Annotated in this window: 20 protein-coding genes and 1 tRNA gene; 13 read left to right on the top strand and 8 right to left on the bottom strand. The window is 65.3% G+C overall.

What is annotated here, in order from left to right; genetic code table 11:
• Positions 1 to 404 precede the first annotated feature (404 nt).
• The gene (locus tag A5636_RS02175; RefSeq protein WP_065157181.1) at positions 405 to 4496 is read right to left on the bottom strand and encodes a bifunctional nitrate reductase/sulfite reductase flavoprotein subunit alpha; all 4092 of its coding nucleotides are present in this window, start codon (positions 4494 to 4496) and stop codon (positions 405 to 407) included.
• Positions 4497 to 5105: 609 nt separating this feature from the next.
• On the opposite strand from A5636_RS02175, the gene A5636_RS02170 reads away from it, so the two are divergent.
• Positions 5106 to 5600 carry an LppP/LprE family lipoprotein gene (locus A5636_RS02170; RefSeq protein ID WP_065157039.1) on the top strand — a complete coding sequence of 165 codons (495 nt, stop codon included), beginning with the start codon at positions 5106 to 5108 and terminating at the stop codon, positions 5598 to 5600.
• A gap of 65 nt (positions 5601 to 5665) precedes the next feature.
• On the opposite strand, the gene A5636_RS02165 is transcribed toward A5636_RS02170, so the two are convergent.
• On the bottom strand, positions 5666 to 7606 hold the full coding sequence (locus tag A5636_RS02165; protein WP_065157038.1) for an acyl-CoA dehydrogenase family protein: 1941 nt from the start codon (positions 7604 to 7606) through the stop codon (positions 5666 to 5668).
• A gap of 106 nt (positions 7607 to 7712) precedes the next feature.
• Between A5636_RS02165 and A5636_RS02160 the strand changes: the two genes are divergently transcribed.
• On the top strand, positions 7713 to 8279 hold the full coding sequence (locus tag A5636_RS02160) for a methyltransferase family protein (protein WP_065157037.1): 567 nt from the start codon (positions 7713 to 7715) through the stop codon (positions 8277 to 8279).
• A 7-nt stretch (positions 8280 to 8286) separates the two neighbouring features.
• Here the strand turns inward: A5636_RS02160 and A5636_RS02155 are convergent, their stop codons facing one another.
• Together A5636_RS02155 and A5636_RS02150 are read right to left on the bottom strand one after the other, a co-directional pair.
• Positions 8287 to 10893, bottom strand: coding sequence for an ABC transporter permease (locus tag A5636_RS02155; RefSeq protein ID WP_437339787.1), 2607 nt, complete (start codon positions 10891 to 10893; stop codon positions 8287 to 8289).
• 72 nt (positions 10894 to 10965) lie between these two features.
• Positions 10966 to 11442, bottom strand: a complete 477-nt coding sequence (locus A5636_RS02150; RefSeq protein WP_065157036.1) for a MarR family winged helix-turn-helix transcriptional regulator — start codon at positions 11440 to 11442, stop codon at positions 10966 to 10968.
• Positions 11443 to 11548: 106 nt separating this feature from the next.
• On the opposite strand from A5636_RS02150, the gene A5636_RS02145 reads away from it, so the two are divergent.
• From A5636_RS02145 to A5636_RS02130, 4 genes are all read left to right on the top strand, one after another.
• A complete protein-coding gene (locus A5636_RS02145; RefSeq protein ID WP_065157035.1) occupies positions 11549 to 13597 on the top strand; it encodes an ATP-binding cassette domain-containing protein in 2049 nt (682 codons plus the stop codon).
• The gene (locus A5636_RS02140; protein WP_065157034.1) at positions 13594 to 14442 is read left to right on the top strand and encodes an energy-coupling factor transporter transmembrane component T family protein; all 849 of its coding nucleotides are present in this window, start codon (positions 13594 to 13596) and stop codon (positions 14440 to 14442) included. The genes A5636_RS02145 and A5636_RS02140 overlap by 4 nt, the downstream gene beginning before the upstream one ends.
• 71 nt (positions 14443 to 14513) lie before the next feature.
• The gene (locus A5636_RS02135; protein ID WP_065157033.1) at positions 14514 to 15935 is read left to right on the top strand and encodes an amino acid permease; all 1422 of its coding nucleotides are present in this window, start codon (positions 14514 to 14516) and stop codon (positions 15933 to 15935) included.
• Positions 15932 to 16810, top strand: a complete 879-nt coding sequence (locus tag A5636_RS02130) for a universal stress protein (RefSeq protein WP_065157032.1) — start codon at positions 15932 to 15934, stop codon at positions 16808 to 16810. Before A5636_RS02135 ends, A5636_RS02130 begins: the two co-directional genes overlap by 4 nt.
• On the opposite strand, the gene A5636_RS02125 is transcribed toward A5636_RS02130, so the two are convergent.
• Genes A5636_RS02125 through A5636_RS02115 form a run of 3 tightly spaced genes read right to left on the bottom strand, consistent with a single transcriptional unit; the run spans position 16807 to position 19791 of the window.
• Positions 16807 to 18123 (bottom strand): ABC transporter substrate-binding protein, encoded by a 1317-nt coding sequence (locus tag A5636_RS02125; RefSeq protein WP_065157031.1) that lies wholly within the window; start codon positions 18121 to 18123, stop codon positions 16807 to 16809. The two genes, A5636_RS02130 and A5636_RS02125, sit on opposite strands and share 4 nt — an antisense overlap.
• Complete coding sequence (locus A5636_RS02120; protein WP_065157030.1) at positions 18120 to 18932, bottom strand: carbohydrate ABC transporter permease; 813 nt, start codon at positions 18930 to 18932, stop codon at positions 18120 to 18122. The genes A5636_RS02125 and A5636_RS02120 overlap by 4 nt, the downstream gene beginning before the upstream one ends.
• On the bottom strand, positions 18919 to 19791 hold the full coding sequence (locus tag A5636_RS02115; RefSeq protein WP_065157029.1) for a carbohydrate ABC transporter permease: 873 nt from the start codon (positions 19789 to 19791) through the stop codon (positions 18919 to 18921). Before A5636_RS02115 ends, A5636_RS02120 begins: the two co-directional genes overlap by 14 nt.
• 33 nt (positions 19792 to 19824) lie before the next feature.
• On the opposite strand from A5636_RS02115, the gene A5636_RS02110 reads away from it, so the two are divergent.
• From A5636_RS02110 to A5636_RS02080, 7 genes are all read left to right on the top strand, one after another.
• Positions 19825 to 21342, top strand: coding sequence for a TldD/PmbA family protein (locus A5636_RS02110; RefSeq protein ID WP_065157028.1), 1518 nt, complete (start codon positions 19825 to 19827; stop codon positions 21340 to 21342).
• A complete protein-coding gene (locus tag A5636_RS02105; RefSeq protein ID WP_065157027.1) occupies positions 21339 to 22712 on the top strand; it encodes a TldD/PmbA family protein in 1374 nt (457 codons plus the stop codon). The genes A5636_RS02110 and A5636_RS02105 overlap by 4 nt, the downstream gene beginning before the upstream one ends.
• Before the next feature lie 9 nt (positions 22713 to 22721).
• Positions 22722 to 23573 (top strand): carboxymuconolactone decarboxylase family protein, encoded by an 852-nt coding sequence (locus A5636_RS02100; RefSeq protein WP_065157026.1) that lies wholly within the window; start codon positions 22722 to 22724, stop codon positions 23571 to 23573.
• Between the two features lie 10 nt (positions 23574 to 23583).
• Positions 23584 to 24312, top strand: a complete 729-nt coding sequence (locus A5636_RS02095; RefSeq protein WP_253900458.1) for a hypothetical protein — start codon at positions 23584 to 23586, stop codon at positions 24310 to 24312.
• Between the two features lie 49 nt (positions 24313 to 24361).
• Positions 24362 to 24571, top strand: coding sequence for a hypothetical protein (locus tag A5636_RS02090; protein ID WP_065157025.1), 210 nt, complete (start codon positions 24362 to 24364; stop codon positions 24569 to 24571).
• 103 nt (positions 24572 to 24674) lie between these two features.
• Positions 24675 to 25109, top strand: a complete 435-nt coding sequence (locus A5636_RS02085; protein ID WP_253900457.1) for a nitroreductase family deazaflavin-dependent oxidoreductase — start codon at positions 24675 to 24677, stop codon at positions 25107 to 25109.
• A 71-nt stretch (positions 25110 to 25180) separates the two neighbouring features.
• Positions 25181 to 25257, top strand: a tRNA-Ile gene (locus A5636_RS02080).
• Between the two features lie 153 nt (positions 25258 to 25410).
• On the opposite strand, the gene A5636_RS02075 is transcribed toward A5636_RS02080, so the two are convergent.
• Positions 25411 to 25692: a hypothetical protein gene (locus A5636_RS02075; protein ID WP_065157024.1), complete on the bottom strand. Its 282-nt coding sequence runs from the start codon at positions 25690 to 25692 to the stop codon at positions 25411 to 25413.
• Positions 25693 to 26172 lie beyond the last annotated feature (480 nt).

Here is a 26172-nt window from a genome sequence, read left to right as displayed (position 1 = left end):
GTTGAGCCGGCATGACGCCGGTCGACTAGCTACTGGTGACGGATTCGTTGGCGTCTTCGCAGACGCACGCTTGCGCGGCGTCAGAATTAGAACTCCGCAACAACGTGCCGCGTCGCAGCATCTGGTGCTGGGCCAGGACCTTATCGCGCTGATTCTGCGAAAAAGCCAGGTCGAGGTTGACCGGCAAACCGGCCCACTCAAGCTGTCCATCGCCATTTCGTGAGGGGCTGTGCAGGGGACACGCAGGGTTCGCTTCTGTCCCGTTGGAACCCTCGAGCTGCCAAGTCACGCGTACGACCCTCCCTAGAGTCCGCGAATCTCTTGGGTGAATGGTGCGACTCCGATGTGTCAAAGATTGGTTCGTGACGTTTCCGTCAAATTACGGAGTTACCCACAAGTTGTCGTTAGTACACGTCGCGGTGGTAGCGCCTTTCTGCGCACAGCGACTGCACGAAGGCGCGCGCCGCGGTCGGGTCGAGTTTGCCGTGTTCGGCCGCGATGTCACAGATGGCTTGGTCGACGTCCTTTGCCATCGGATCGGCGGTGCCGCATGTGTACAGCTGCGCGCCCTCCTGCAGCCAACGCCACAGCTCGGCCCCGCGCTTGCGCATCAGGTGCTGCACGTAGACCTTCTGCTGCTGGTCCCGGGAAAACGCCAGGTCAAGCTCAGTGAGCAGGCCGTCGTGGTGCATGGCTTGGATCTCGTCGCGATAGTAGAAGTCGGTGGCGGCGTGCTGTTCGCCGAAGAACAACCAGTTCGGGCCGGTGTGACCCAAGGCTCGCCGTTCCTGCAGAAAACCGCGGAACGGGGCGATCCCGGTTCCTGGGCCGACCATGATCATCGGGGTCCGCGGATCGCTCGGCGGCCGGAAGTTCTTCGAGGTCCGCACGTAGACCGCGATCTGATCGCTGGGGGAGCGGTCCGCCAGATATGTCGAGCAGACGCCGCGACGTGCGATGCCGCGGAAGTTGTAGCGGACCGGCGAGACGGTCAGGTGGATCTCGCCGGGGTGCTCCTTGGGGCTGGAGGAGATCGAATACAGCCGCGGCTGCAACGGTTTGAGCACCGCCAGCCACTCGTCGACCGAGGCCGCGACGGGCGCCTGGGCCAGCAAGTCGACCGACTGGCGTCCCCACATCCAATCCGCCAGTGCCGCTTTGTTTTCCGGCTTCATCAGGTCGGCGAGTTGGCCGGCCGCGTGTGCGTCGATGGTGCGCTCCCGGACGAAGCGAAGCAGATCCGGGCTCAGGTGAGCGATTTCGAAACGGTCGGTCAGCGCGGTGCGCAGCGACATCGAGCCGTGCCCGGCGACCTCCACCTCGGTGTGGCCGTCCAACCCGGTGCGGGTCAGCCATTCCTCGACGAGCGCATCGTTGTTGTGCGGCCATACCCCGAGGGCGTCACCGGCCTGGTAGCTGACCGTTTCGTCGGGCAGGTCGAACACGAGCTGCCGCACGTCTTTAGCCGACCGGGGGCGGCTGAGTGTGGTGTTACGGATGAGGTCGGTGACCAGGGGGCTTTTCTTGGAGTACTGCTTCGGCGCGGGAGCGGTTTGGGGTAGCGGATTTGTTTGCTGCGTGAGCGCACGCAGGATGTCGTCGAGCCATCGGGCGGCGGCGTCGTCGTAGTCAGGTTCACAGTCGACGCGGGTTGTGATGCGGGTCGCGCCCAGCTGTGCGAGCCGTTCGTCGAGCTTGCGTCCGTGGCCGCAGAAGTCGCTGTAATTGGAGTCGCCCAGGGCGAGAACGGCGTAGCGCGTCTCGGCCAGCCGTGGTGCGTCCGCCGCGGTTAAGGCCTGCCACAGTGCGATGCCGTTGTCCGGCGGGTCGCCATCGCCGGTGGTGCTGGTGATCAGCAGCAGTTCCTGCGCGTGGGGCAGATCGCTGACCGGAAATTCGTCCATGCCGTGCAGCGCGACGGCGACGTCGGCGTCACGGAGCCGCGAGGCAATGTCGGCGGCGAGTTCTTCGGCGTTACCGGTCTGGGAGGCCCACAACACGACGACCGGGGCCTGTTCTGTGCCCGGGCTTTCAACCTCCGCCGGAGTGCGGGACAGCATTCCGGCCAGCACCCCGTCCACCCACAACCGGGTGCGGGTGTCGAAGGGAGCGCTGGCGGGCAGCGTGGGCAATCCGGTCATCGGCCGGCCGGCTTCCAAGCGCAGGCCGGACAGCAACCCGGCCAGATAGGCGCGACCGCCACCGTCGAACTCGGGGATCGGTTCGGCGGCCACGCCGAGAAATTCGGCAACGGCGTCGATTTGCGCCAGGCTGACTTCCGGTGCCTGGTAGCGCGTGGCGAGGTGGGTCTGTCCGGCGGCTGCGACTTTGGTCAGGGTGACCGCGCACGCCTTGTATTCGGGCTGACGGGAGACCGGGTCGACGGCGTCGCTGGTCACAGCGTTGATCGCGAGGTATTCGCCGAACACGTCATTCCAGTGGAACGGCGCGAAGCAGTCGCCGGGCCGCACGCGATCGGTGACGACGGCGGGCAGCACCGCGCGCCCGCGCCGCGATGCGATCTCCACCCGGTCGCCCTCGCAGATGTCCAGGCGGGCCGCGTCCCCGGGGTGGATCTCGACGAACGGGCCGGGATTCAGCTTGTTGAGCTTCGCGACCTTGCCCGTCTTGGTCATCGTGTGCCACTGATGCGGCAGGCGTCCGGTGTTGAGCAGGAACGGGTAGTCAGCGTCCGGCATCTCCTCCGGCAACAGATGCGGGCGGGCATAGAACACCGCCCGCCCGTTCGGGGTGGGGAAGGCAATTCTCGGGGCGTGGCCGTCTTCCCGGACCAGTCGGTACTGACTGACACCGTCATTGAGGTAACGGATGGGGTTGCGGTCCTCGGTGCTGTCCGGCGGGCATGGCCATTGGACCGATGTTTGACGCAACCGGTCGTAGCTGATGCCGCGGATGTCATAGCCGGTCTTCGGGTTCCAAAAGTTCTTGAGCTCCTCGAACACCTCTTCGGCGGAGAGGTAGTCGAAGAACTCGGAATACCCCATCGCACAGGCCATCCGGGCGATGATCTGCCAGTCCGGCAACGCCTGCCCCGGCGCGGCAACCGCTGCCTGTGACAGGGTCAGGTTGCGTTCGGAGTTCACCATGACCCCGTCCGATTCGGTCCAGAGGGCGGCCGGCAACAACACGTCGGCGTACTCGTTGGTCTCAGTCTCCAGGTACGCATCCTGGGCGATCACCAACTCGGCCTTCTCCAAGCCTGCTAACACTGTCTTGCGATTAGCAACCGTCGCAACGGGATTGGTGCAGATGATCCAGCAGGCCTTGATTTGTCCGTCGGCCATGCGGGTAAACATGTCGATCACACCGTCGCTGACATCGGTGCGCAGCGATCCGCGCGGGATGCCCCACTGGTCCTCAACGAACTCGCGGTCGTCGGTGCTGATCACCGAGCGCTGACCGGGCAATCCCGGTCCCATGTAACCCATTTCGCGGCCACCCATCGCGTTGGGCTGGCCAGTGAGGGAGAACGGTCCGCTGCCCGGTTTGCAGATGGCGCCCGTGGCCAGATGCAGGTTGCAGATCGCGTTGGTGTTCCAGGTGCCGTGCGTGCTCTGATTGAGCCCCATGGTCCAGCAGGTCACCCAATTCGCTGCCTCGCCTATCCAGCGGGCTGCGGTGCGGATGTCTTCGGCTGGGATACCGGTGATCTCGCTGACGTAATCAGGCGCGAATTGTGCGAGGAAGCTCGGCATCGCATCCCAGCCGGTGGTGAACTCTGCGATGAAGTCCGGGTCGGTGTGCCCGTTTTCCACGATCAGGTGCAGTAATCCGTTGAGCAGCGCCAGATCCGTGCCCGGTGCGATTTGCATGAACAGGTCGGCTTTGGCGGCGGTGGCCGTGCGGCGCGGGTCGACGACGATCAGTTTTGCACCTGCCTTGACCCGCTCCATCATGCGCAGGAACAGGATTGGGTGGCAGTCGGCCATGTTGGCGCCGATGACGAAGAATACGTCGGCGTGTTCGAAGTCCTGGTAGGAGCCGGGGGGGCCGTCGGCGCCCAGGGAGAGTTTGTATCCCGAACTGGCGCCGGCCATGCACAACCGTGAATTCGACTCGATCTGGTTGGTGCGAAGGAAGCCCTTGGTCAGCTTGTTGGCCAGGTATTGGGCTTCGAGGGACATCTGCCCCGAGACGTAGACTGCCACCGCGTCCGGGCCGTGCTTGTCGATGATCGCCCGCAACCGTTTGGCGGATCTGGCGATCGCGGTGTCCGTGTCCACAGGCTCGAGCGGTTGGCCACGGTCCGTGCGGACATATGCCGACTCAGCACGTCCCGGGCCGTTCAGAAACTCGGCGGTGGTGGCGCCCTTGGTGCACAGGCGGCCGAAATTCGCCGGATGGTCGTCGTGCCCAATAGATTTCGAAATGTGACGACGGCCGCTTTCGGGATCGGTTGTGATCTGCAACACCATGCCGCAGCCGACGCCGCAGTATGCGCACTGGGTGCGCACGGCGTCGGATTCGGACTGCATGGTGTCCACTTCCTTTCGGAATCGCGGCGGGGTATCCGCCAGAATCCTGCGGCAATGATGTTTCGGTACGGCACTTCCCAGGTTTCGACCGTTTTACAGACTTCTCGCAGTGGGGCGTGGCGCGTGTGCGGGGCTTGAAAGTGACGAGGAAAAAGACGAGGAAAAAGACGGGAAAAGGCAGCGGGAAAGCGAGTAAAAAAGCGAGGAGAAAAGCGAGGAAAATCAACGAGAAAGCAAGGAAAGTCCGTGTGACCAGCCCGGAAGCTTGGTCGTCGTCGACCAGTGGTCTGCGGCCAGATTACCCACGGGGAGAACGGATTTAGGCCCTGAGTCTGGGGTTTTGACGAAACCAGGGGCACATTCACAGGCGCCGTCCAGGTATGCGGGACGAGTGATAAGACGAAATGTGTTGTGCGGGTGCGGTTGTGACGTAGATCAGACGCCGGGGTTGCCTCCGTCACACCGGTGCCTTCCAGGAACGGTTCTCCCTTTGCCCGCCTCAGCGCGACAACCCCTGCCGAGCTGTCTGACGAGCTGTCGCTACAAGCCGGGCAAACATCCAACGGCCTCCCGAAAGCACGGCCCCAGCGGGGAAGCTAGGCTACCGCCGTGCGATGCCGCCAAATAGTGATCTCGGTACTGATCGCCCTCGCGGCCGCCGGGTGCGGTGACAAACAGTCGGCCCCACCTCCAGCCAAGCCGGACGGCTGCAAACTATCCGACAACCCGACGCCTGAGACGGTGCGCCGGGCGATCGCCCAAGTTCTCATCGAAGTGCCTGGCTCGACGTGGGTGGAAATCGGACGTGGCCGGACCCGCAAGTGCCGGTTGAACTGGGTGCAGATCATCCCCACCATCGCCTCCGAGTCCACCCCGCAACAGGTGCTGTTCTTCGACCGCAACACCCCGCTGGGCCCGGCGACGCCCAACCCGAAGCCGTATCTGACCGTGCTGCCGCCCGGTGATGACACGGTGACCGTCCAGTATCAGTGGCGGACCGGCAACGACGAGGAATGCTGCCCCAGCCAACGGGGCACAGTGAAGTTCCAGATCGGACCGGACGGCAAGCTCAAGGCGCTCGGCCCGATTCCCCACCAGTCTTAGTAGGGCAGATTCTCCGGTCTTGGTAGGGCAGATTCCGCGGTCTTGGTCGGGCAGATTCACCGGTCTTAATCAGGCAGATTCTCCGGGTGCAACATCTCGGCGTAGCGCAACGACTCCGGGATTCCGAACCCGTCGACCAGCGTCCGGGCATGGGGACGTAACACCCGGCACCTGTCGTTGATGCCCCGGGTGACGGCCTTGGCTCGCTCGGTCGACAGGTACCGGTGTTCGATGAACCAGGCCTTGTCCTCCTCGATCACGGTCAGTGCGTAAAGGTCGCAGATCACATCCAGCAACTCGCGCGCCTCGGGGTCGGGACACGCATCGATCCCGGCGACAAAGGCTTCCAGCACGATGCGGTCGATGTGCGCCTGGGCCGCGTGCAGCACGTGATCCTGTACGGCGTTAAAGGCGTCGAATGCCGACATCTCCTTGGACTTACCCTGTAGCCGGCGTGCCACCGAGGACAGCAGGTAGTCCTCGCGGTCTTCGAACATCGAGACCTGTGTTCCGCGGTTGAACAGGCTGCCTTCCTCTTCGCTGTCCTGCCTGGAATCGATGATCCGCTGCATAATCGCTTCGGCCGCAGTGCGTTTCATCACCCGGTCACCAACCGTGTTGGCCGCGAAGCGCACCCATTCCACCGGGCTCATGCTCTTGATGTCGTCGGCGTAGGCGGTGAGCAATTCTTTGGCCACCAACTGGGTCAGCACGTGGTTGTCGCCCTCGAACGTGGTGAACACGTCGGTGTCGGCGCGCAACGCGATGAGCCGGTTCTCGGCCATGTAACCGGCGCCGCCACAGGCCTCCCGGGCCTCCTGGATGGCCCGCGACGCATGCCAGGTGTTGGCCGCCTTCAAACCCGCGGCGCGCGCTTCCAGTTCGCGCTGCTCTTCGGCGTCCACCACATCGGAGGTCTGCAGGTCATGGGTCTTGGAAACCAACTCGTTCTGCGCGAACTGCAGCGCGTAGGACCGCGCGATCAGCGGGAACAACCGGCGCTGATGCACCAGATAATCCATGATCAGCACTTCGCGGTCATCGTCGTCCGGCGCGCTGAATTGCCTGCGCTGCAACGCGTATCGGGTGGCGATGTCCAGCGCGACCCGGGCCGCGGCGCCCGCGCTGCCGCCTACCGTGACCCGGCCGCGAATCAGGGTGCCGATCATGGTGAAGAATCGCCGGTTCGGGTTTTCGATCGGCGAGGTGTAGGTGCCGTCGGCCGCAACGTCGCCGTACTTGTTCAGCAAGTTGACCCGCGGAACCCGGACATGGTCGAACATGATGCGGCCGTTGTCGACGCCGGGCAGGCCACCCTTGTACTGGCAGTCCGACGTGGTCACGCCGGGTAGGTCGTTGCCGTCCTCGTCGCGGATCGGGACCAGCACGCAGTGCACCCCGTGGTTGACCGGCTTGCCGTCCTCGTGGGTGATCAACTGCGCGAAAACCGCTGCCATTCGGGCTGTTTCGGCGGCACCGCCGATGTAGTCCTTGCGGGCCGAAGGTGTCTCGGAGTGGACGACGAACTCTTCGGTCTCAGGATCGTAGGTTGCCGTCGTCTCCAACGACTGCACGTCGCTGCCATGCCCGGTCTCGGTCATCGCGAAACACCCGAGCAGATCCAACGTGATGATGTCCTTGATGTAAGAGCCGTGGCGTTCGGTGCCCAGGTTCTCCACCGCACCACCGAACAGTCCCCACTGCACCCCGGCCTTGACCATCAGGGACAGGTCCGACATGGCCAGCATCTCGATCATCGTCACCGCCGCGCCGACGTCACCGGTGCCGCCGTGTTCCTTGCGGAATCCCTCATCGGAGATCCCGGAGGTCGCCATGATCTGCATCTGCTCGGCCACTTTGGCACGAGCGATCACAGTGTTGGGGGTGTAGTGCGGGCGGAACGCCTCCTCGGAGAGCTGGGCCCGAGTCTGGTTCCGCACATCGCGCCACCGCCCGTCCAGTGCGTCCCGCAGATGATCGGCAGTGCTCTTGTTGTCTGACGCCATGCCACGACCGTAACCCGTCGCCCGTGCCGCTGAAACAAGTCACACTTCAGGACGCTGCGGTGTCATGTAATCGTTAGGTCAGCACGGCGACAGAGGGAACGGCAAAATGCCGCACTATTTCGCAGCACTCCTGGTGGTCCTGCTGATGGGCACCGTCCTGGGCAGGGTGTTGCTGCTCAAGCGATCCGGTATCCGGGCGATGCATTTCGGCAGGCTCGACAAGTCCGATTTCGCGATCCCCCCGGTCGCGCTGTTCTACTTCTACACAATCTTTGCCGTCGCGTTCGGCTGGCCGGTGCTTACCTCGGAAAGGTTCTTCCACTCCGCCGCTGTGGCCTGGATCGGTGTGGCCTGCTGCGCCATCGCAATCGTGATCCTCGTGCTCAGCCTGGTGTCGTTCGGGCGAAGCTTCCGGGTCGGCATCGATGTCGACCGGCCCGGCGGGTTGGTCACGTCGGGCATCTTCGCGGTCAGCCGCAACCCGATCTACGTCGCGTTCTTCTTGTTCATGGTCGGCCAGCTGTTGGTGTTCCCCAACTGGGTTCCGCTGGTCTACCTGTTCGCCGCCACCTGGCTGTTCCATCGGCAGGTTTTGCGCGAAGAGGACTTCATGCGCCAGCACTACGGGCAGCAATTCGTCGACTATTGTCGCCGCGTCCGACGCTATGTGTAATCCGACGTTATGTGTAGCCGCCACCCGCGGGCGGCCGTAACCGGTATCGGAGGAACCCGGCCCACAGCGCGCCCAGAGCCAGCAGCATCAGCATGTCGAACACCCACCACCCCGAGTAGTGCGTCCACACGAGGTTGTCCGGCGCCAGCTTCTCGACCCGGCGCAGATTTACCGTGGCGGCGGACGCCGCAAACCCCCACTGCGCCGGGACGAACCAGGAGACCTGGTCGTAGCCCCAGGTACCCACCAGCGACACCAGGCCCCCGGCGAACAGCAACGACGCCAGCACTGCCGGAATCGCTAGCGGCAGCGTTTCGCGCTTGGACCTGCCCAGCGAGGACAATGCCAACCCCACGATCGCCGAGACCACGGCCGTCGCCGCCACACTGACGTACAGCTCCACATTCGCATTGCCGAGCAGCACCGCCCCGTGCCGAGGGCCGCCCTTCCCGACCACGACCACGGTGGTCAGGATCGCCGCCTGCACGGCCGCGATGACGCTGAACACCACCAGCTTGGCGAGCAGATAAGCCGACGTCGACAGCCCGACGGCCTGTTCGCGCCGGAAGACTCGCCGCTCGGCAACCAAGTCACCGATCGTGGCGAAGGTGCCTAATAGCACCGCGGCGAAGTTGAGGGCAGCCAAGATCTCCAGGGCTTCGTGGGTGTTCGGCGCTGCGGAATCTGGCCGGTTCAGACCGGCGTCGCCGGGGATCAGCAACGTCAGCGCGCCCAGCGCGAACGGCAGTAGCAATAACAGCAGTGAATAGATCGGGCGGGTCGCCATCAGCCGGAGTTGACGACCCGCCAGCAACCGGAACTGCCGGCCGAAACCCGGCGCTGGCGCAAGTCGTTCGGGCTTCGTCACCGGCGGCGGACTCGGGGATATCGACCCGTGCTGCCGGACCAGGAAGGCGCGATGTGCGCCGAGTGGGTCGGCGCTGATCCGCGCAAAGATCTGGTACCAGTCCCTGGTGCCCAGTGCCGGCTCGATGTGGGCTGGGGGGCCGGCGAAAGCCAGTTGGCCGGCTGGCGTCAGCAGTAACACCTGGTCGCAGAGATCGACGTGGATCAGCGACGTGCTTGCCACCACGACGACGCAGCCCAGATCGGCTTGGCGGCGCAGCAATCCCAGCACGTGGTTTGCCTGCGCGGGATCGAGTCCTTCGCCGGGCTCGTTGACAATCAGCAACGACGGGCGGGTCAGCAGTTCCACGGCCAGCGACGCGCAGCGGCGCGCCTCGGGCGGCAGTTTGGCGATCCGGGTGCCGCGGTGCGCAGTGAGTTCGAGTTCGTCGAGAACCTGGTCGATGACCCGCTCGCGGTTTTCCGGTGAGGTGTTCGACGGCAGCCGTAGTTCAGCCGCGTAGTCCAGGGCCCGTTCCACGGTGAAGCTGGGATGCACGCGGTTGTCGCGCGTCACCACACCAATGCGGGACCGCATCGTCTCGGGCTCGGCGTGCACGTCGTGGCCGTCCACGGTCAGGACGCCGGAACTGAGCGGCCGCGTCCCGGCGAGCAGTCCGGTCAGCGCGAAATTCCGGGCTGGGGACGGCCCGACCACAGCGATCAGTGACCCAGGAGGGGTCGTGAACGAGATGTTCGAGAGCACCTCGCGGCCGTTGATGACGAGTCCCAGGTCGTGGGCGGTGACCCCGAGGGTGCGGGCACCCGGCTGCAAGGGCAGCCGACCGGTCTGTGGGGCAGGTTCGTCCGGGCCGGACTCGGCGCGGGTGGGCAGCAGCTTGCGGCCTGCCCCGGCCATCCGCTCGACGAGTCCGCGGCCCTTGGCCGGCGCATCGTCGGATGCGGTGGCGTCGACGGGGACGTAACGAAACGGGTTGGTGGGGCGTTCGAGCGGAGAACGTTCGACGGGGCCGGTCGGAAGGTGGGTGGTTTCGGGCTCGGCGCCGGTCGGAAGTTGCGTGGTCTCCGGCTCGGCGCCGGTCGGAAGTTGGGTGGTCTCCGGCTCGGCGCCGGTCGGAAGTTGGGTGGTCTCCGGCTCGAGGGGCGCGGGCGCCGGAATCGCCGCAACCGGTGGTTCGGGCACCGGGATTGGCTGCGGTGCGGCCGCCGATACCGCCGGAAGCCGACGTGTTTCCGGCTCGACCGCCATGCGTCCGGTCGGCGGTTCTTCGGGCAACGGCGACGGGTGTGCCAACGGTTGCGCTTCTTCGGGCAACGGCGGCGGTCCGTCGGGCTGCGCTTCTTCGGGGGACGGCAACGGCGACGGGGCCGGCACCGAAACTCCCAACGGGTCGGTGCGTGGCGGCGGCGCGTCGGAGGGCGCAGCGACCTGAAACATCAGCCGCGGACCGTGCTGTGGATCACCGATCGCGACCATCTGACCGTCCTGGACGTCGATCGTCGACATCCGGGCACCGTCCAGAAAGAGACCCCGGTGGCTCTGATCGACGGCAAGCCAATGCGTACCGGCGAAGCGCAACACCAGGATCGGGTGAGCGGCGGCCTCGGGTCCCACGGGCCCTTCGGGCTCCAGGGGGATGTCGCAGTGATCGCCGATGCCCACCGTCACGTCGCGGCCCGGCACGAAGTCGTACCGCGTGGATCCGACCCACACGGTCAACGGGGAGACGTCAGGTATGGCCGTCACCTTTCCTCAGCGGATCCTCAGCGGATATCCACATCAGTTTCTACCCGTTGCGGCGGTGTAGCCACCTTGTCCTCAGAGGGTATGGCGCCCCGGGGCAGTGGCCGCGTTCTCCAACAGGCGCCGCAACACCCCGACCGCGTCGGCCAACACCTCACGGTCGGCCGGATCGAGCCTGGCCAGTTGCGGTTCGATCGCCGCGGCACGGTCTCTACGCACCGCGTTGAGGGTGTCTACGCCTTGCGGCGTGATCCGGATCCGGACCGCGCGCGCGTCGCCCGGGTCGACGGTCCGCGACACCAATCCGGCTTCCTCGAGTCGACGCACCTGCGTCGTCATCGTCGGCTGTGAGCAGTGGTCGACCGCGGCCAGGTCGCCGATGCGGGCTTCCCCCTGCGCCTCGATCGTCGCCAGCAACCGGGCCTGGGCCGCGGGCAACGGCATCTGGATTCGCTGGGTTGCCAACCGATTCAACCGCGCGACCACGGCAAGCAGATCCGCTCCCAGGCCGTGGACGGCCTTCGTGTCATTTGCTGCAGCGGGCGAACTCATGCGCCCATCGTTGCATAGCTTTGCTATGCGGAACCACTCGCACGGGCCGTCCCACGAAACGCGCTTGGCGCAACCGGCGGCGAGTAGACCTGGCAGAATCGGTCGAGTGAGTGAGACCGGACCACCCCTGTCGCGCGTTCGGGGTGGACCGCTGCAACCGACTGAACTGGCGCAAGCCTCGGTCATGGCAGCGCTGTGCGCGGTGACCGCCATTGTCTCGGTCGTGGTGCCGTTTGCCGCCGGAATCGCCCTGCTGGGTACCGTCCCCGCCGGGCTGCTGGCCTACCGGCACCGCCTGCGCGTGTTGCTGACCGCGACCATTGCTGCCGGACTCATCGCATTCCTCATTGCCGGTGGCGGCGGATTCATGGGCGTGGTTCAAAGCGCCTACATCGGGGGCCTCACCGGGTTCATCAAACGCAAGGGCCGCGGCACACCCACCGTGGTGGTGACGTCTTTCTTTGCCGGAGTGCTGTTCGGCGCCGGCAACGTCGGGTTGTTGATGGTCCTCACTCGGCTGCGGCATCTGATGCGCGACGCCATCACCGCCAACGTGGACGGGCTCGCCTCCTTCCTCAGCCGGGTTCATCTCGAGGCGGTCGGCGCCTGGCTGAAGGTGGGTTATGCCTTCGCGTTGCGGTACTGGCACGTGGTGCTCCTCGGCCTGGTCGCCATCGGAGTGATGGTGATGTCGCTGGTGGGTTGGTGGGCCCTGTCCCGGTTGCTGGAACGGATGCGCGGCATTCCGGACGTGCACAAGCTGGACGCGCCCGCAGGTGATCTTGAAAACGCCGCCGTCGGACCGGTTCCGGTGCGGCTGAATAACGTGCGCTTCCGCTATCCGGGCGCGGGGCAGGACGCATTACGCGAGATCAGCATGGAGATCGACGCCGGCGAACACGTCGCGATCACCGGTGCAAACGGGTCCGGCAAGACCACGTTGATGCTTATCCTGGCCGGCCGACAACCGACGGCGGGCACTGTGGACCGGCCCGGCGCGGTTGGTCTGGGCAAGCTCGGCGGTACAGCCGTGGTGCTGCAGCACCCCGAGAGCCAGGTGCTCGGCACTCGGGTTGCCGACGACGTGGTGTGGGGTCTGCCACCGGGAACCAAAACCGACGTCGCCAAGCTGTTGCGCGAGGTGGGTCTGGACGATCTCGCCGAACGCGAGACGGGCAGCCTGTCCGGCGGTGAACTGCAGCGCCTCGCGCTGGCGGCGGCGCTGGCCCGGGAACCGGCGATGCTCATCGCCGACGAGGTCACCACCATGGTGGATCAGCAAGGCCGGGACGGGTTGCTCAGTGTGCTGTCCGGTCTGACGAAGCGACACCGCACCGCGCTGGTGCACATCACGCACTACAACAACGAGGCCGAATCCGCGGACCGCACAATCAAACTCAGTGATTCGCCGGACAACACCGGCATGGTGCAAGCAGCGGATGCGCCAGCGCCCGCCGTGGGAGTCGGCGACGTCCGGCAAAAAACGCTGGAACTCATCGATGTCGGCCACGAATACGGGATCGGCACCCCGTGGGCCAAGACCGCGCTGCACGACATCAACTTTGTCGTCGAGCAGGGCGACGGCGTGCTGATCCACGGTGGCAACGGAACTGGCAAGTCCACGCTGGGCTGGATCATGGCCGGGCTGACGACACCGACCAGCGGGCAATGCCTACTCGACGGCCGCCCCACCCACGAACAGGTCGGCGCGGTGGCGTTGTCGTTCCAGGCGGCCCGATTGCAGCTGATGCGCAGCCGAGTGGACCTGGAAGTCGCCTCCGCGGCCGGGTTTTCGCACAAGGACACCGACCGGGTGGCCGCGGCGCTCGGCGTGGTGGGATTGGACCCCGCGCTGGCCACCCGCAGCATCGACAAACTCAGCGGGGGTCAGATGCGTCGCGTCGTGCTGGCCGGACTACTCGCTTGCAAGCCCAGGGCTTTGATTCTGGACGAACCACTGGCCGGTCTGGACACCGACAGCCAGCGCGGGCTACTGCGCCTGCTTGAGGGTCTGCGCCGGGACAGCGGACTGACGGTGGTCGTGATCGCGCACGACTACCTGGGGATGGAGACCCTTTGTCCGCGCATCCTTCATTTGAATAACGGGACGCTGGAATCGGTGTCGGCGTCGACCTCCGCGGGAGGTGTGTCGTGACAACGACTTCGGCGCCGACTAAACGGGAGACGCGCAAGCACGGACGTCCCGTGGTGCTGTTGGTTCCGATCCCGGGCGGTTCCCCGATCCATGACTTGTGGGCCGGCACCAAGCTTCTGGTGGTGTTCGGTATCTCGGCGCTGCTGGCGTTCTACCCGGGCTGGGTGACCATCGGGTTGATGGCGGCCCTGGTGGTGGCCGCGATCCGAATCGCCCGCATTCCACGCGGCGCGTTGCCGTCGATACCCCGCTGGCTGTGGATTGTGTTGGCTATCGGCGGCTTTACTGCGGCTTTGGCGGGCGGACGCCCCGAGATCGTCATCGGCAGCGTCGAACTGGGACTTGGCGGGTTTTTGAACTTCCTGCGGATCACGGCGCTGACATTGGTTTTGCTGGCGCTGGGTGGTCTGGTGTCCTACACGACCAACGTCGCCGAAATCGGTCCCGCGGTAGCGAGTTTGGGGCGACCGCTGCGGCTATTCCGGTTGCCGGTGGATGAATGGGCGGTCGCATTGGCGTTGGCGCTGCGCGCCTTCCCGATGTTGATCGACGAATTTCAGGTGCTGTATGCCGCCCGCCGATTGCGGCCCAAGCCGACACCGCGCAACCGCAAGGAAAAACGCCAGCAACGCCGGCTGGAGGTCATCGACCTGCTCGCCGCGACCATCACCGTGACCTTGCGCCGCGCCGACGAGATGGGTGATGCGATCACCGCCCGCGGCGGCACCGGACAGCTGTCGGCGAACCCGCAGCGTCCCAAACTGGCCGACTGGCTAACGCTGGCAATCACTGTGGTGGCCGGCGGTGCCGGGATTGCGATCCAGACCATCATCTCTGCCAGGTAGGGTTTCTCGGTTAGCTCGCCGAAGCACCCCTCGAGGCTCATACTTAGCTGACCCACCGACGGGAGGCGCAGTTGCCGGCGACATCGATCAGCCTCAAAGAGCAGATGCTGCGCCGCCGCCCAGTCGGCAAGGCGAACGCAGACTCGGGCCTCAAACGCAGCTTCGGCACCTTCCAGCTGACCATGTTCGGCGTCGGATCCACGATCGGCACCGGAATCTTCTTCGTACTGGCCGAAGCCGTGCCCGAGGCGGGTCCCGGGGTGATCCTCTCGTTCCTGATCGCCGGGATCGCGGCGGGACTCGCCGCCCTGTGCTACGCCGAATTGGCTTCGGCCGTGCCCGTTTCCGGTTCGTCGTACTCCTACGCGTACACGACGCTCGGTGAGGTGGTAGCGATCGTCGTGGCGGCCTGTCTGCTGCTGGAATACGGGGTGGCCACCGCCGCGGTTGCGGTCGGGTGGAGCGGTTACGTAAACAAGTTGCTGCACAACCTGTTCGGATTGGAACTGCCGACCGCGGTGTCGGCGGCACCCTGGGACAGGGTGCCCGGGGGATGGGTGAATCTGCCCGCGGTCATCCTGATCTGGTTGTGCGCGTTGCTGCTGATCCGTGGCGCCAGCGAGTCGGCGAAGGTCAACACCATCATGGTGCTGATCAAGCTCGGGGTACTCGGTATGTTCGTGATCATCGCGTTCACCGCCTATGACGCGAACCAGCTCAAAGACTTCGCCCCTTTCGGGGTGTCCGGCATCGGAGCGGCGGCGGGCACAATCTTCTTCTCCTACATCGGTTTGGACGCGGTGTCGACCGCCGGTGAAGAGGTGAAGAACCCGCAGAAAACCATGCCGCGCGCGTTGGTCTCCGCGCTCGTGGTGGTCACCAGCGTGTACGTGCTCGTGGCGCTGGCGGCCTTGGGCACCCAGCCATGGCAGAACTTCGGCAAGCAAGAAAACGCCGGGCTGGCCACCATTCTCGACAACGTCACGCACAGCAGGTGGGCCAGCACCATTCTGGCCGCCGGCGCGGTGATCTCCATCTTCACCGTCACGTTGGTCACCCTGTATGGCATGACCCGCATCCTGTTCGCGATGGGCCGCGACGGGTTACTGCCCAAGCGGTTCGCGGCGGTGAATCCGCAGACCATGACGCCGGTGAACAACACCGTGCTCGTGGCTATCGTCGCGTCGGTGCTGGCCGCGCTGGTGCCACTGGACAGCCTGGCCGACATGGTGTCCATCGGCACGCTGACGGCGTTCATCGTGGTGTCGGTGGGGGTGATCGTCCTGCGGGTGCGCGAACCCGACCTCGAGCGCGCCTTTCGGGTGCCGGGTTACCCTGTGACGCCGCTGCTTTCGGTGTTGGCATGCGGATACATTCTGTTCAGTCTGCACTGGTACACGTGGCTGGCGTTCAGTGGCTGGATAGTGGTGGCGCTGGTGTATTACCTGGTTTGGGGCCGTCACCACAGTGTGCTCAATCGGGATCGTCCATGACCGTGGTGGTCGGGTACCGAGCCAGCAAAATCGGACTCCCGGGCCTGTATTTTGCTGTCGGGGCAGCGCGGACGCTGGACACCTCACTGACGGTGGCCACCGTGGTGCCCCAGCCTTGGCCGACACCGTCTTTCGCGCGAGTCGACGCCGAGTTCGAGAACTGGGCGGCGCACCTGGCGGAGGATTCGGAGCGGGAGGCGCGGCAATACCTGCGGCCGTTGGCCGAAGGGATCGAGGTGCAATTTCGGCAGCGGACGAATCGTTCGGTAGCAGCCGGACTAGCCGAGATCGTCGACGAGGTCGACGGCCGGATCCTGGTGCTGGGGTCACTGCCGGCCGGCGGGCGGGCCCACATGTTGATCGGGTCGACGGCAGACTGGCTGCTGCATGCCGCGCGGGTGCCCGTGGCCATCAGCGCACCCGGATACCACGTGCACACCGGCGGTTTTCGGCGGATGAGCTGTGGCTACTCCACGAGCGAGCAATCACTGGCGTTGGTGCGGCGGTGCGCCGCTGCCGCCGAGCGTTACGGTGTCCCACTGCGGGTGATCACCTTTGCGGTCCGTGGCCGCACCATGTACCCGCCGGAGGTGGGGCTGGAGGCCGAGGACAGCATTCTGAAGGCCTGGGCTGCCCAGGCGATGGCCAGTCTGCAGGCGCTGAAAGAGGACGGAGCCGTCGGCGAGGACACTGTGCTCGAGGTGGTGACCGGCCACAGTTGGATGGAAGTTCTGGACAAACCGGAGTGGATCCACGGCGAGATCCTCGCGGTGGGCACCACGCCGCGCGTCGATGTTCGGCGGGCCTTTCTCGGCACACGCAGCGCCAAGATCATCCGGCACAGTCCGGTGCCGGTGCTGGTCGTGCCCGGCTAGCGGAGCGCCGCGGCGTTCGCCGCCTCCTGCGCCCGCCTCAGCGTCGTTTCGATATCGCCTCGGCCCAGGAACATTTCGTCGAAGAACGGCTGCAGCGCTTCGTTTCCGGCGGCGAATCCGGCACCACCGGGCGCAGGGATGCGCGGGCCGTCGAGGACGGCGAAGAACGGCGTGACGTCGACGCCGCGGGATTTCCAATGGGCGAAGTAGCCCGGCTGGGCCGACAGCACCGCAGGGATGGCAGCGCCCTCGCGGCCCAGGTACGCGTTGCCGTCGCTGCTACCCATCCACTGCAGCACCTCCCGTACCGCCTCGGGATGGTGAGAGGCTGAATTGCCAGCCGCGGCAACGCCGTTGGTGACACTGATCCGGCCTTTGGGTCCGGTGGGCAGCATGGCCACACCCCACCGGAAGGTGGCATCACGAGCTATCGAGGCCAGGCTGTAAGTGCCGGACTGAAACAGCGCCATCTTGCCGGCCAGGAACTGGTTGCGGGAGAAGTCGCCGTTGTCGTTGGTGTCGGAAGCCGGCGGTGCGACATGGTCGGTGTTGATCAGGCCGACCAGGTAACGAAACGCTGTTGCCGCTTCGGGATTGGCGAACGCGAATTCGTTGCCGCGTTGGAATACACCACCTGCCGACCCGATGTAGTTGAGATAGATGCCTTGCGGGTCGTTGGCGGCGTTGTACCCGTACTGGCGGACGCGGCGGAATTCGAAATCCGGTAAGTCGGCGCGGTGTCCGTCGACGTCGACGGTGAGTTTGGCGAGGAGCGGCCGTAAGGTGTCGTCGCTGCCGGGGCTCCACTTGATGCTGTCCAGCACCGCGGGGTCGACGCCGGCGGCGGCCAGCAGGTCGGTGTTGTAGAAGACGGCGATCCCGGCGTCGGTGAGCTGCGGCACTGCCCACAGCGTGCCGTTGTGGGTGAATTGCTCGACGACCGCCGGCTCCCAATCCTCCTTCGCCTTATTGATTTTCATCAACCGTCCGCTGTCGGCGTAGGCGTCGAGGTAGGCGTTGGACAGCCAGAAGATGTCGTCTGCGCTGCCGCCGGCCACATCGGTGCGCAGGGTGTCGAAGTAGTTGGAGAACGCCACCATGTTGGTGCGCACCTCGATGTCGGGGTGGCGCCTGGAGAACTCTTGAAACGAGTCCCGATACGCCTGCGCGATCGGCTCGGCCCACAACCGCACGGTCACCACGATCTTGCCGTTGTCATCCGAACGGCCCATCAGCACAGCCATTACCAGCAGTAGCGCCGAGACCGTGGCAAGGGCGAGGGCGGACAGCGTGGAAAATCGGGGGCGGTTCATTTCAACCCCGACACCAGGATCGACGACACGATGTGGCGCTGGAACGCCACGAACAACACGATCAGCGGCACGATCGCGACCGTCGTCGCCGCCATCACCAGCGTCCACTGCGAGTTGTACCGCGACTGCAGGTCGGCGGTCGCAACTGTCAGCACCCGCCACTTGCGGCCGCTGGTGATCACCAACGGCCACATGAAGTTATTCCACTGCGAGACCACCGTGATCATGGTCAGCGCGGCCAGCACCGGCTTGCTGGACGGCAGAATCACATGCACCAGCACGTCCAGCGTATTGGCACCGTCCAGGTTCGCGGCCTTGATCAGGTCGTCGGGTATCAGACGAAAGTGCTCACGCAGCAAGAAGATTGCATACGGTGAGCCGAACATGAACGGAATCACCAACGCCCAGAATGTGTTCCGCATTCCAAGCTGGGCCATCATCAGATACAGCGGAACCACCGTCACCGTGCCGGGCACCATCAGCGTCGCGACATACACCCAGAACAGCACGTCGCGGCCGGGGAAGTGCAGCCGGGCGAACGCGTACGCGGCCAGGATGGAAAACGTCAACTGGCCGAGCAGGATCACCGCGGTCATCAGCGCGGTCACCGCGGCCGCCCGCCCGAACCCGGTGCCCGCCAGATCGGTGTAGTTCGCCAGTGTCGGCGGGCGCGGCAATTGCAGCGGTGAACCGGTCTCGAACTGATGCGCGGAGGTGAACGAGGTCAACAGGCCGAGAGCGAACGGGGCGAGGGTGATCAGCGCCCCGAACACCAGGCCGACGTAGATCAGCGTGTTACGTGAGGTCATAGCTGATCCGTTTACGGAAGTAGAGGTGCTGCACGAAGGTGACGCCAACCAGGATGACGAACAGGATCACCGCCATCACCGAGGCTCGTCCGATGGCCGCCGCGCCGAACGCCTCCGCGTAGATCTGGTGAGCCACCAGGTCGGTGCTGCCCTCCGGTCCGCCGCCGGTCAACGCGTATACCGTGTCGAAAACCTGTGCGGCGCTGACCACTCCGGTGACCAGCACGAAGAACATCGTCGGACGCAGCATCGGCAACGTGATGCGCCAGAACCGCTGCCAGGCGCTGGCGCCGTCGGTGCGCGCGGCGTTGTGGATGTCGTCGGGAATCGCGAGCAGCCCGGCCAGGAACGACAGTGACACGTAGCCCACGTTGGTCCAGACCACCACCGAGGAGACCATCGGCAGCGCCAGGTCGGGATTGGTGAGCCACTCCACGCGCCGGCCCAGCAGGGTGCTGACGGCACCGTCGGTGGGGGCGAGAATCCAGCGCCACATCACCGCGATGGCCAGTGGCGCGCAGATCCAGGGCAGTACATACAGCGTGCGGAACAGCCCGGTGCCCGGCAGCTTCGGGGCCAGCATCATCGCGGCCAACAACCCCAACACCGTCTGCGCCGGCACCACGATCGCCACGAAAATGGCGGTCACCACCAGCGAGTCGCCGAAATCGCCGTCGCGCAATACTGAGCGCCAATTCGCGAACCCGACGTAACGCAGCGGACCCAGCAGATCCCACCGGTACAGACTCAGCCAGATCACCACCAGAATCGGCAGCAACAGGAACGCGACCACACCGAACAGGCTCGGGGCCAGCAACCCGTACGCCAGCGCGGTGGAACGACGAGGCGTGGCGGACATGAATGTATTAAAGCCGGTCGTTACGGTGGGACCGTGACATCGAACCGGGGGATCGATTCCGACTTCCTGGACCTGCCGCGCCATCAGCTGGCAGACGCCGCACTGTCGGCGGCCAGGGAGGCCGGAGCCAGCTACGCCGACCTGCGGATTCATCGCATCAGCACCGAGATCATCCAGTTGCGCGACGGCGAGTTGGAGACCGCGGTGATCAGCCGTGAGGTTGGGCTGTCGGTACGGGTGATCGTGGCGGGGACCTGGGGGTTCGCCTCGCACGCCGAGCTGTCGGCGGAGGTGGCGGCCCGCACCGCGCGGCACGCCGCGCAGATAGCCACCGTCCTCGCGGCCCTGAACACCGAACAGGTCCGGTTGGCAGCCGAGCCGGTGTACGCCGACGCCAGCTGGGTGTCGGACTACGAGATCGACCCGTTCACCGTTTCGGCGTCGGAGAAGATCGGGGTGCTGCAGGATTATTCCGGGCGGCTGTTGGACGCCGACGGCGTGGACCACGTGTCGGCCGGTCTGACCGCGGTCAAAGAGCAGACTTTCTACGCCGACAGCTTCGGTTCCTCGATCACCCAGCAGCGGGTGCGGCTGCAACCCTCGGTGGAGGCCGTCAGCATCGACGCCCGGGCGGGCAGCTTCGACTCGATGCGTACGCTGGCCCCGCCGACCGCGCGCGGCTGGGAAGCGGTGGCCGGCGATTCTGTGTGGGACTGGACCGCCGAGCTCGCCGAACTCCCGGACCTGCTGTATGAGAAGATGCGCGCGCCGTCAGTGATGCCCGGCCCCACGGATCTGGTGATCGACCCGTCCAACCTGTGGCTGACTATCCACGAATCCATCGGCCACGCAACCGAATACGACCGTGCTATCGGTTACGAAGCCGCCTACGCCGGGACGTCCTTCGCCACCCCGGACAAACTCGGGTCGATGCAATACGGTTCGCCGGTGATGAATGTGACCGCCGACCGCACCGTCCAATACGGCCTGGCCACAGTAGGTTACGACGACGAAGGGGTCGAGGCGCAAAGCTGGGACCTGGTGCGCGACGGAGTGTTCGTCGGCTACCAACTGGACCGGGTGTTCGCACCGCGGTTGGGTCAGGAGCGTTCCAACGGCTGCTCCTACGCCGACTCGGCGCACCACGTGCCGATTCAGCGGATGGCCAATGTGTCGCTGCAGCCGGGCTCTTCGGATCTGTCCACCGCAGATCTCATCGCACGCATCGACGACGGCATCTACATCGTCGGCGACAAGTCGTGGTCAATCGACATGCAGCGGTACAACTTCCAGTTCACCGGACAACGTTTCTATCGAATACGGGACGGTGCGTTGTACGGGCAGTTGCGCGACGTCGCTTACCAGGCGACGACCACGGATTTCTGGAATTCGATGGAAGCTGTTGGAGGGCAGTCGACCTGGCGGCTGGGTGGTGCGTTGAACTGCGGTAAAGCGCAGCCCGGCCAGGTGGCCCCGGTCAGTCACGGCTGCCCGTCCGCGCTGTTCCGCAGCATCAACGTGCTCAATACCCGGACCGAGGGCGGCCGATGATCACACCGCAGCACGTCGTCGAGATCGTCCTGGCCGAGGCGGCGAAGGCCGGCCGGGCCGACGAAACCATGGTGCTGGTCACCGACACGGTCGAGGCGACACTGCGCTGGGCGAACAACACGATGACCACTAACGGCGTTGCGGTCAGCCGCAGCGTGACCGTGATTTCCATTGTGCGACAGGGCTCTAGCGCTTATGTGGGCTCTGTGGTCTCCGGTGACGCCGACCCGTCGGCACTGCCGGGGCTGGTGGTGTCGTCGCAGGATGCGGCCCGCTCGGCGCCCGAAGCCGGTGACGCGGCCCCGCTGCTGGGCGATGTGGGGGAGCCCGCCGACTGGGACGCCCCCGTACCCGGTACCGGGGTGGCGGCATTCACCGGGATCGCCGGTCCGTTGAGCAAGGCGTTCCGCGGCGCGGACCGGTTGTTCGGCTATGCCCACCACAGTCGTTCGACGACGTTCCTGGCGTCCTCGACGGGGTTGCGGCGGCGCTACACCCTGCCTACCGGGGCCATCGAACTCAACGCCAAGCGTGGCGACGCGTCCGCCTGGGCAGGCGTCGGTACATCGGATTTCATTGATGTGTCGATTGATTCGCTGCTGTCGGATCTGTCCACCAGGTTGTCCTGGTCGTCGCGAACGGTGGAACTGCCTGCGGGACGGTACGAAACAATCATGCCGCCCTCGACCGTGGCCGACATGATGATCTACCTGAACTGGAAGATGGGCGGCCGGGGTGCACAGGAAGGCCGGACGGCCCTGTCGGCGCCCGGCGGCGGGACCCGGGTGGGGGAGCGACTTACATCGCTGCCGTTGACGTTGTTCTCCGACCCGATGGCGCCCGGCCTGGCCTGCACACCGTTTGTGGCGGTGAGCAATTCAAGTGAGACGGCGTCGGTGTTCGACAATGGCATGGAGATCGGCCAGGTGGACTGGATCCGCGACGGCGTGATCAACGCCCTGGCCTATCCGCGAGCCACGGCCGCACGGTTCGACGTACCGGTCGCGGTCGGTGCCGACAACCTGGTGATGACGGGCGGGTCGGCGGATCTGGCCGACATGATCGCGTCGACCGAGCGCGGGTTGTTGCTGACCACGCTGTGGTACATCCGCGAGGTCGACCCGACGACGTTGCTGCTGACGGGCCTGACACGAGATGGCGTGTACCTGATCGAGGACGGCGAGGTGACCGGAGCGGTGAACAACTTCCGGTTCAACGAGAGCCCACTGGATCTGCTGCGCCGGGCCACCGAGGCCGGCGTCAGCGAACAGACGCTGCCGCGGGAATGGGGCGACTGGGCGACCCGCGCCGCGATGCCGTCGCTGCGGATACCGGACTTTCACATGTCCTCGGTTAGCCAGGCTCAATAGGTTTACCGTATGGGGGTGGCTGCCCTCGAAACTGACCAACTGGCGCGGTTGGTCGCGTTGTCTTGTGGTAACGCGCCGCTGGCGGGGATGGTGCGGCGGGTGTGCGCTTCGGTGCTGGGGTTACCGCCGCTGCCCATCGCCCCGTCTGACGCGCCGCCATCGGAGGCCGACGCGGTGGTGGCGGCCTTCGCCGAGCAATTCAGCACCGACGTCTCGATGATCACCGTCGAGCAACGGTCTTCTATGTTCAAGCATCTGGGCGACAGCACTTTTCGCGCTGTCGTGGCGATCTTTATCGCCGACTTCGTGCCGCGAGTGCGAGCCGGCCTGGAAGCGTTGGGTGTTGGTGCTGCGTACTTGGAGTGGGTGGGCCAGGCCGTCGATTGGGACGACGGCAGCGAGCCGTCCGCAGTGTTACTGGGCGAGTTCGCGCCCGCGGTGGCCCGGATGCGGGACTTGGACCCCGTGACGTCTGAGCTGGTGCGGCTGCGGGTGGCCGACGCGCACAACTGCCGGCTGTGCAAGTCGCTGCGGGAAGGGCATGCGCTGGATGCGGGCGGTTCGGAGACGTTGTACGACGAGATCGCCCGATTCGAGACATCATCGGTCCTGGACGCGCGCGCTAAAGCAGCGCTGCGGTATGTAGATGCGCTAATTTGGACCCCTGCGCACCTCGCCGTCGACGATGCCGCCGAGGTGCGCTCCTGCTTCAGCGAAGCCGAGGCCGTGGAGTTGACCTTCGACATCATGCGCAATTCCTGCAACAAGATCGCGGTGTCGTTGGGGGCGGACGCGGCGCGGGTGGAGTCGGGGACCGAGCGATATCTGATCGATGTCAATGGTCAGACGGTGTTTAGCTGACGGCCGCGAGATGGCCCGTCGCGTAGTCTTCGTCCTCTTGGTTTGCGTCTTGGCCGGGTGTTCGGGAGCCGGTCCGAAAACCGCCGCGCCCACGATCACTCGGCGCAGCGACACCACGTCCTACATGCCGCCGATCTATCCCGGGACAACGGTGCCGCCGTTGCCGCCGTCGTCGTCCACCCCGGTCGCCGGGGCACCGGCTACCTTCCCGGGAGACGGCACCTTCAAGGTGGGCGTCGACATCGCGCCCGGCACCTACCGGTCGGAAGGCGCGCACGACTGTTATTGGGAGCGGCTGCGCGGGTTGTCCGGGACCCTGTCGGACACCATCGCCAACGGCGCCGGCAGCTGGCCGCAGCTGGTGCAGATCATGCCGTCGGATCTGGCGTTCAAGACCCAGCACTGTCCGACGTGGGTGCCGGCGGCGGACGCTCCTACGTCGACGACGTCCACATCCAAGAAGCCCGTGACGTTGCCGCCGGGTGCGCTGGTCTGTCCTGCTACGGCTGCGCCGGCGGGCGGGTTGACGTCATCAGCGGTCGGGTCTTCCGATACGACCTGTCAGTTCGCCGAAGCGGTTCGTTTGGCATATGCCGCCAATGGCCCGGTGAGCTCGGAGACGCGGCAGGTCGATGCGATGAGTCCGGTGACGCGTCGGCACTACGCGATGACCTGCTCCGGTGACGGCGCATTGGTGGTGTGCCATGGCGGAGACGGCGCCGTGGTTTACCTGTATTGAGTTGTGTTTCAGCCGGTTTCGGCATTTGTTGCGCGAGGGGAAGATTTAGGTGATCGGGGAGATCCTTGAGGTTGGCACCAGCTACTGCTTGAGCTGTCGCGCCGACGCTGACTATCAGATCATCGACATGACAGGTAATGGCGACCGGATGGACCGGCAGTGGCTGTGTCCGGCCAACCACCGCGATACGCACGTGCAGGACGAGTACAAGCAATACACCTGGGAGGCGCGGCGCAAGGCACGTAAAGGCGAGGATTAGCGGCGCGGTGGGTGGGTATCGGCATGGTGTGTCTCTTCGACGGGAAAGCCCTCTTCGTGGGCGGCGGCTGCGGTTTGACGAGGCAGTTTTCGAACGCATAGCCATGAGTCGGTTCGGCTATCAGATGGCCGTTCATGTGGCGCCACACATCGACAAGCGGCTGATCCCGTGGACGGGTGGCCGGTTCGGCACCATGGGCTTCGGCAAGATCGGCCTTGTTACGTCTATCGGTGCCAAGTCGGGGCAGGAGCGCACGAATCCGCTGACGCTGATCAGGGATGGCGTCGGGCTGTTGGCGATCGGGTCCAACTACGGGAGGGACAAGCACCCGGCGTGGAGTGCCAATCTGAAGGCGAATCCGGAGTGCACGGTCGAATACAACGGCCCACCACGCCGGTATCGGGCTGAACTGTTGAGCGGTCCGGAACGGGAGGCGGCGTGGAAGACCGCGGTGGATTTCTACGCCGGGTACGAGGCCTACCGCGAGCAGGCGGCGCCGCGGGAGATCAGGGTGTTCCGACTGCGGCCGGTTGAGTGAGTGCAGGTGCTTGGCTGGTGTTGCTGCGCGCTAGTGTCTACTGCGATGCGCACTCGTCGTGCGCCGCGCCTGGGGCGGTAGCTCAGTTGGTTAGAGCCGCGGACTCATAATCCGTTGGTCGCGGGTTCGAGCCCCGCCCGCCCCACCAAATTTTTGCGCAGCTAGAAGGCTTGCGGACGCTCTTGATCCGCACTGCCTCGACGGCCCGAAACGGCACTGTGACAGCGTGTGACAGCGAGCGCGCCGCAACCTTCTTTCTGACCCGTTGGCCTTTGCGACAGGTGCGCCCAGAGTGCGGCAGTCAGTAGTTCTCGGGAATCGTTACTCCGTTGCACATTGGGTTGTTGTGCCATCGGACCGAGCCAAACGCCTGTTTCACCAGATCATTAGCCTGGTTAAAAGTCATGTTCGGATACCGTTCGAGCATGTTCAGGGCGTAGTGGTCGCTGGGATCGTAGGGATTTACGCCCATAGCCATCACGGCTAGGCAGACTTCCCGATTGATGTCAGCGTGTGCAGCCGGTGCAAGCCCGACGGCTACCCCGAACGCCAACACAGCTGCGGTGATCAGCTTCTTGCTCATGTCCTTCAGCTTGGATCTGCCAGTAAACGCGTGTCAATGGACCAGGCCGCAGCGGGCGCGGGCCGACACGGACCGTTGGGAAGTGCGGAGTGGGCGGAAACGCCGCTGCCCGAAAAATCGGTGAAGAGTTTGCCAGCAACCATGCACACCCCCTGCAGCAGACCCAGCCGACGTGGCCCGCTTTCGCGCCGAGCTGCTGAAGCCCTACCAGCGCAACTTCGTAACACGCGGCAAACCCAGAGCTGCAAAAGTCACCAAGCGGCAGAGCAGCAAGCAGCAACTCGCACGCGCAAAGACACACACTGCCGTGCGCAGCCCGAAGACGGTGAAACAGATTGTCAAAACGCTCAAGCGCATCCTTGACACCGCCGTGGACGATCAGCCATTGCCGCCAACCCCGTTGTCTCCGGTAGGCGCAGTAGCACTAAGCGGCAGGCTGTCAGCCCACACCCCTCCGGCACCAGCCTGCGAGCCAAGCAG

It is taken from the genome of Mycobacterium asiaticum (assembly GCF_001673315.1).
In the GTDB taxonomy this organism is placed as follows: domain Bacteria; phylum Actinomycetota; class Actinomycetes; order Mycobacteriales; family Mycobacteriaceae; genus Mycobacterium; species Mycobacterium asiaticum_B.
Note: the sequence above shows the minus strand (reverse complement) of the source record. Positions and strands in the feature narration are given on the sequence as shown.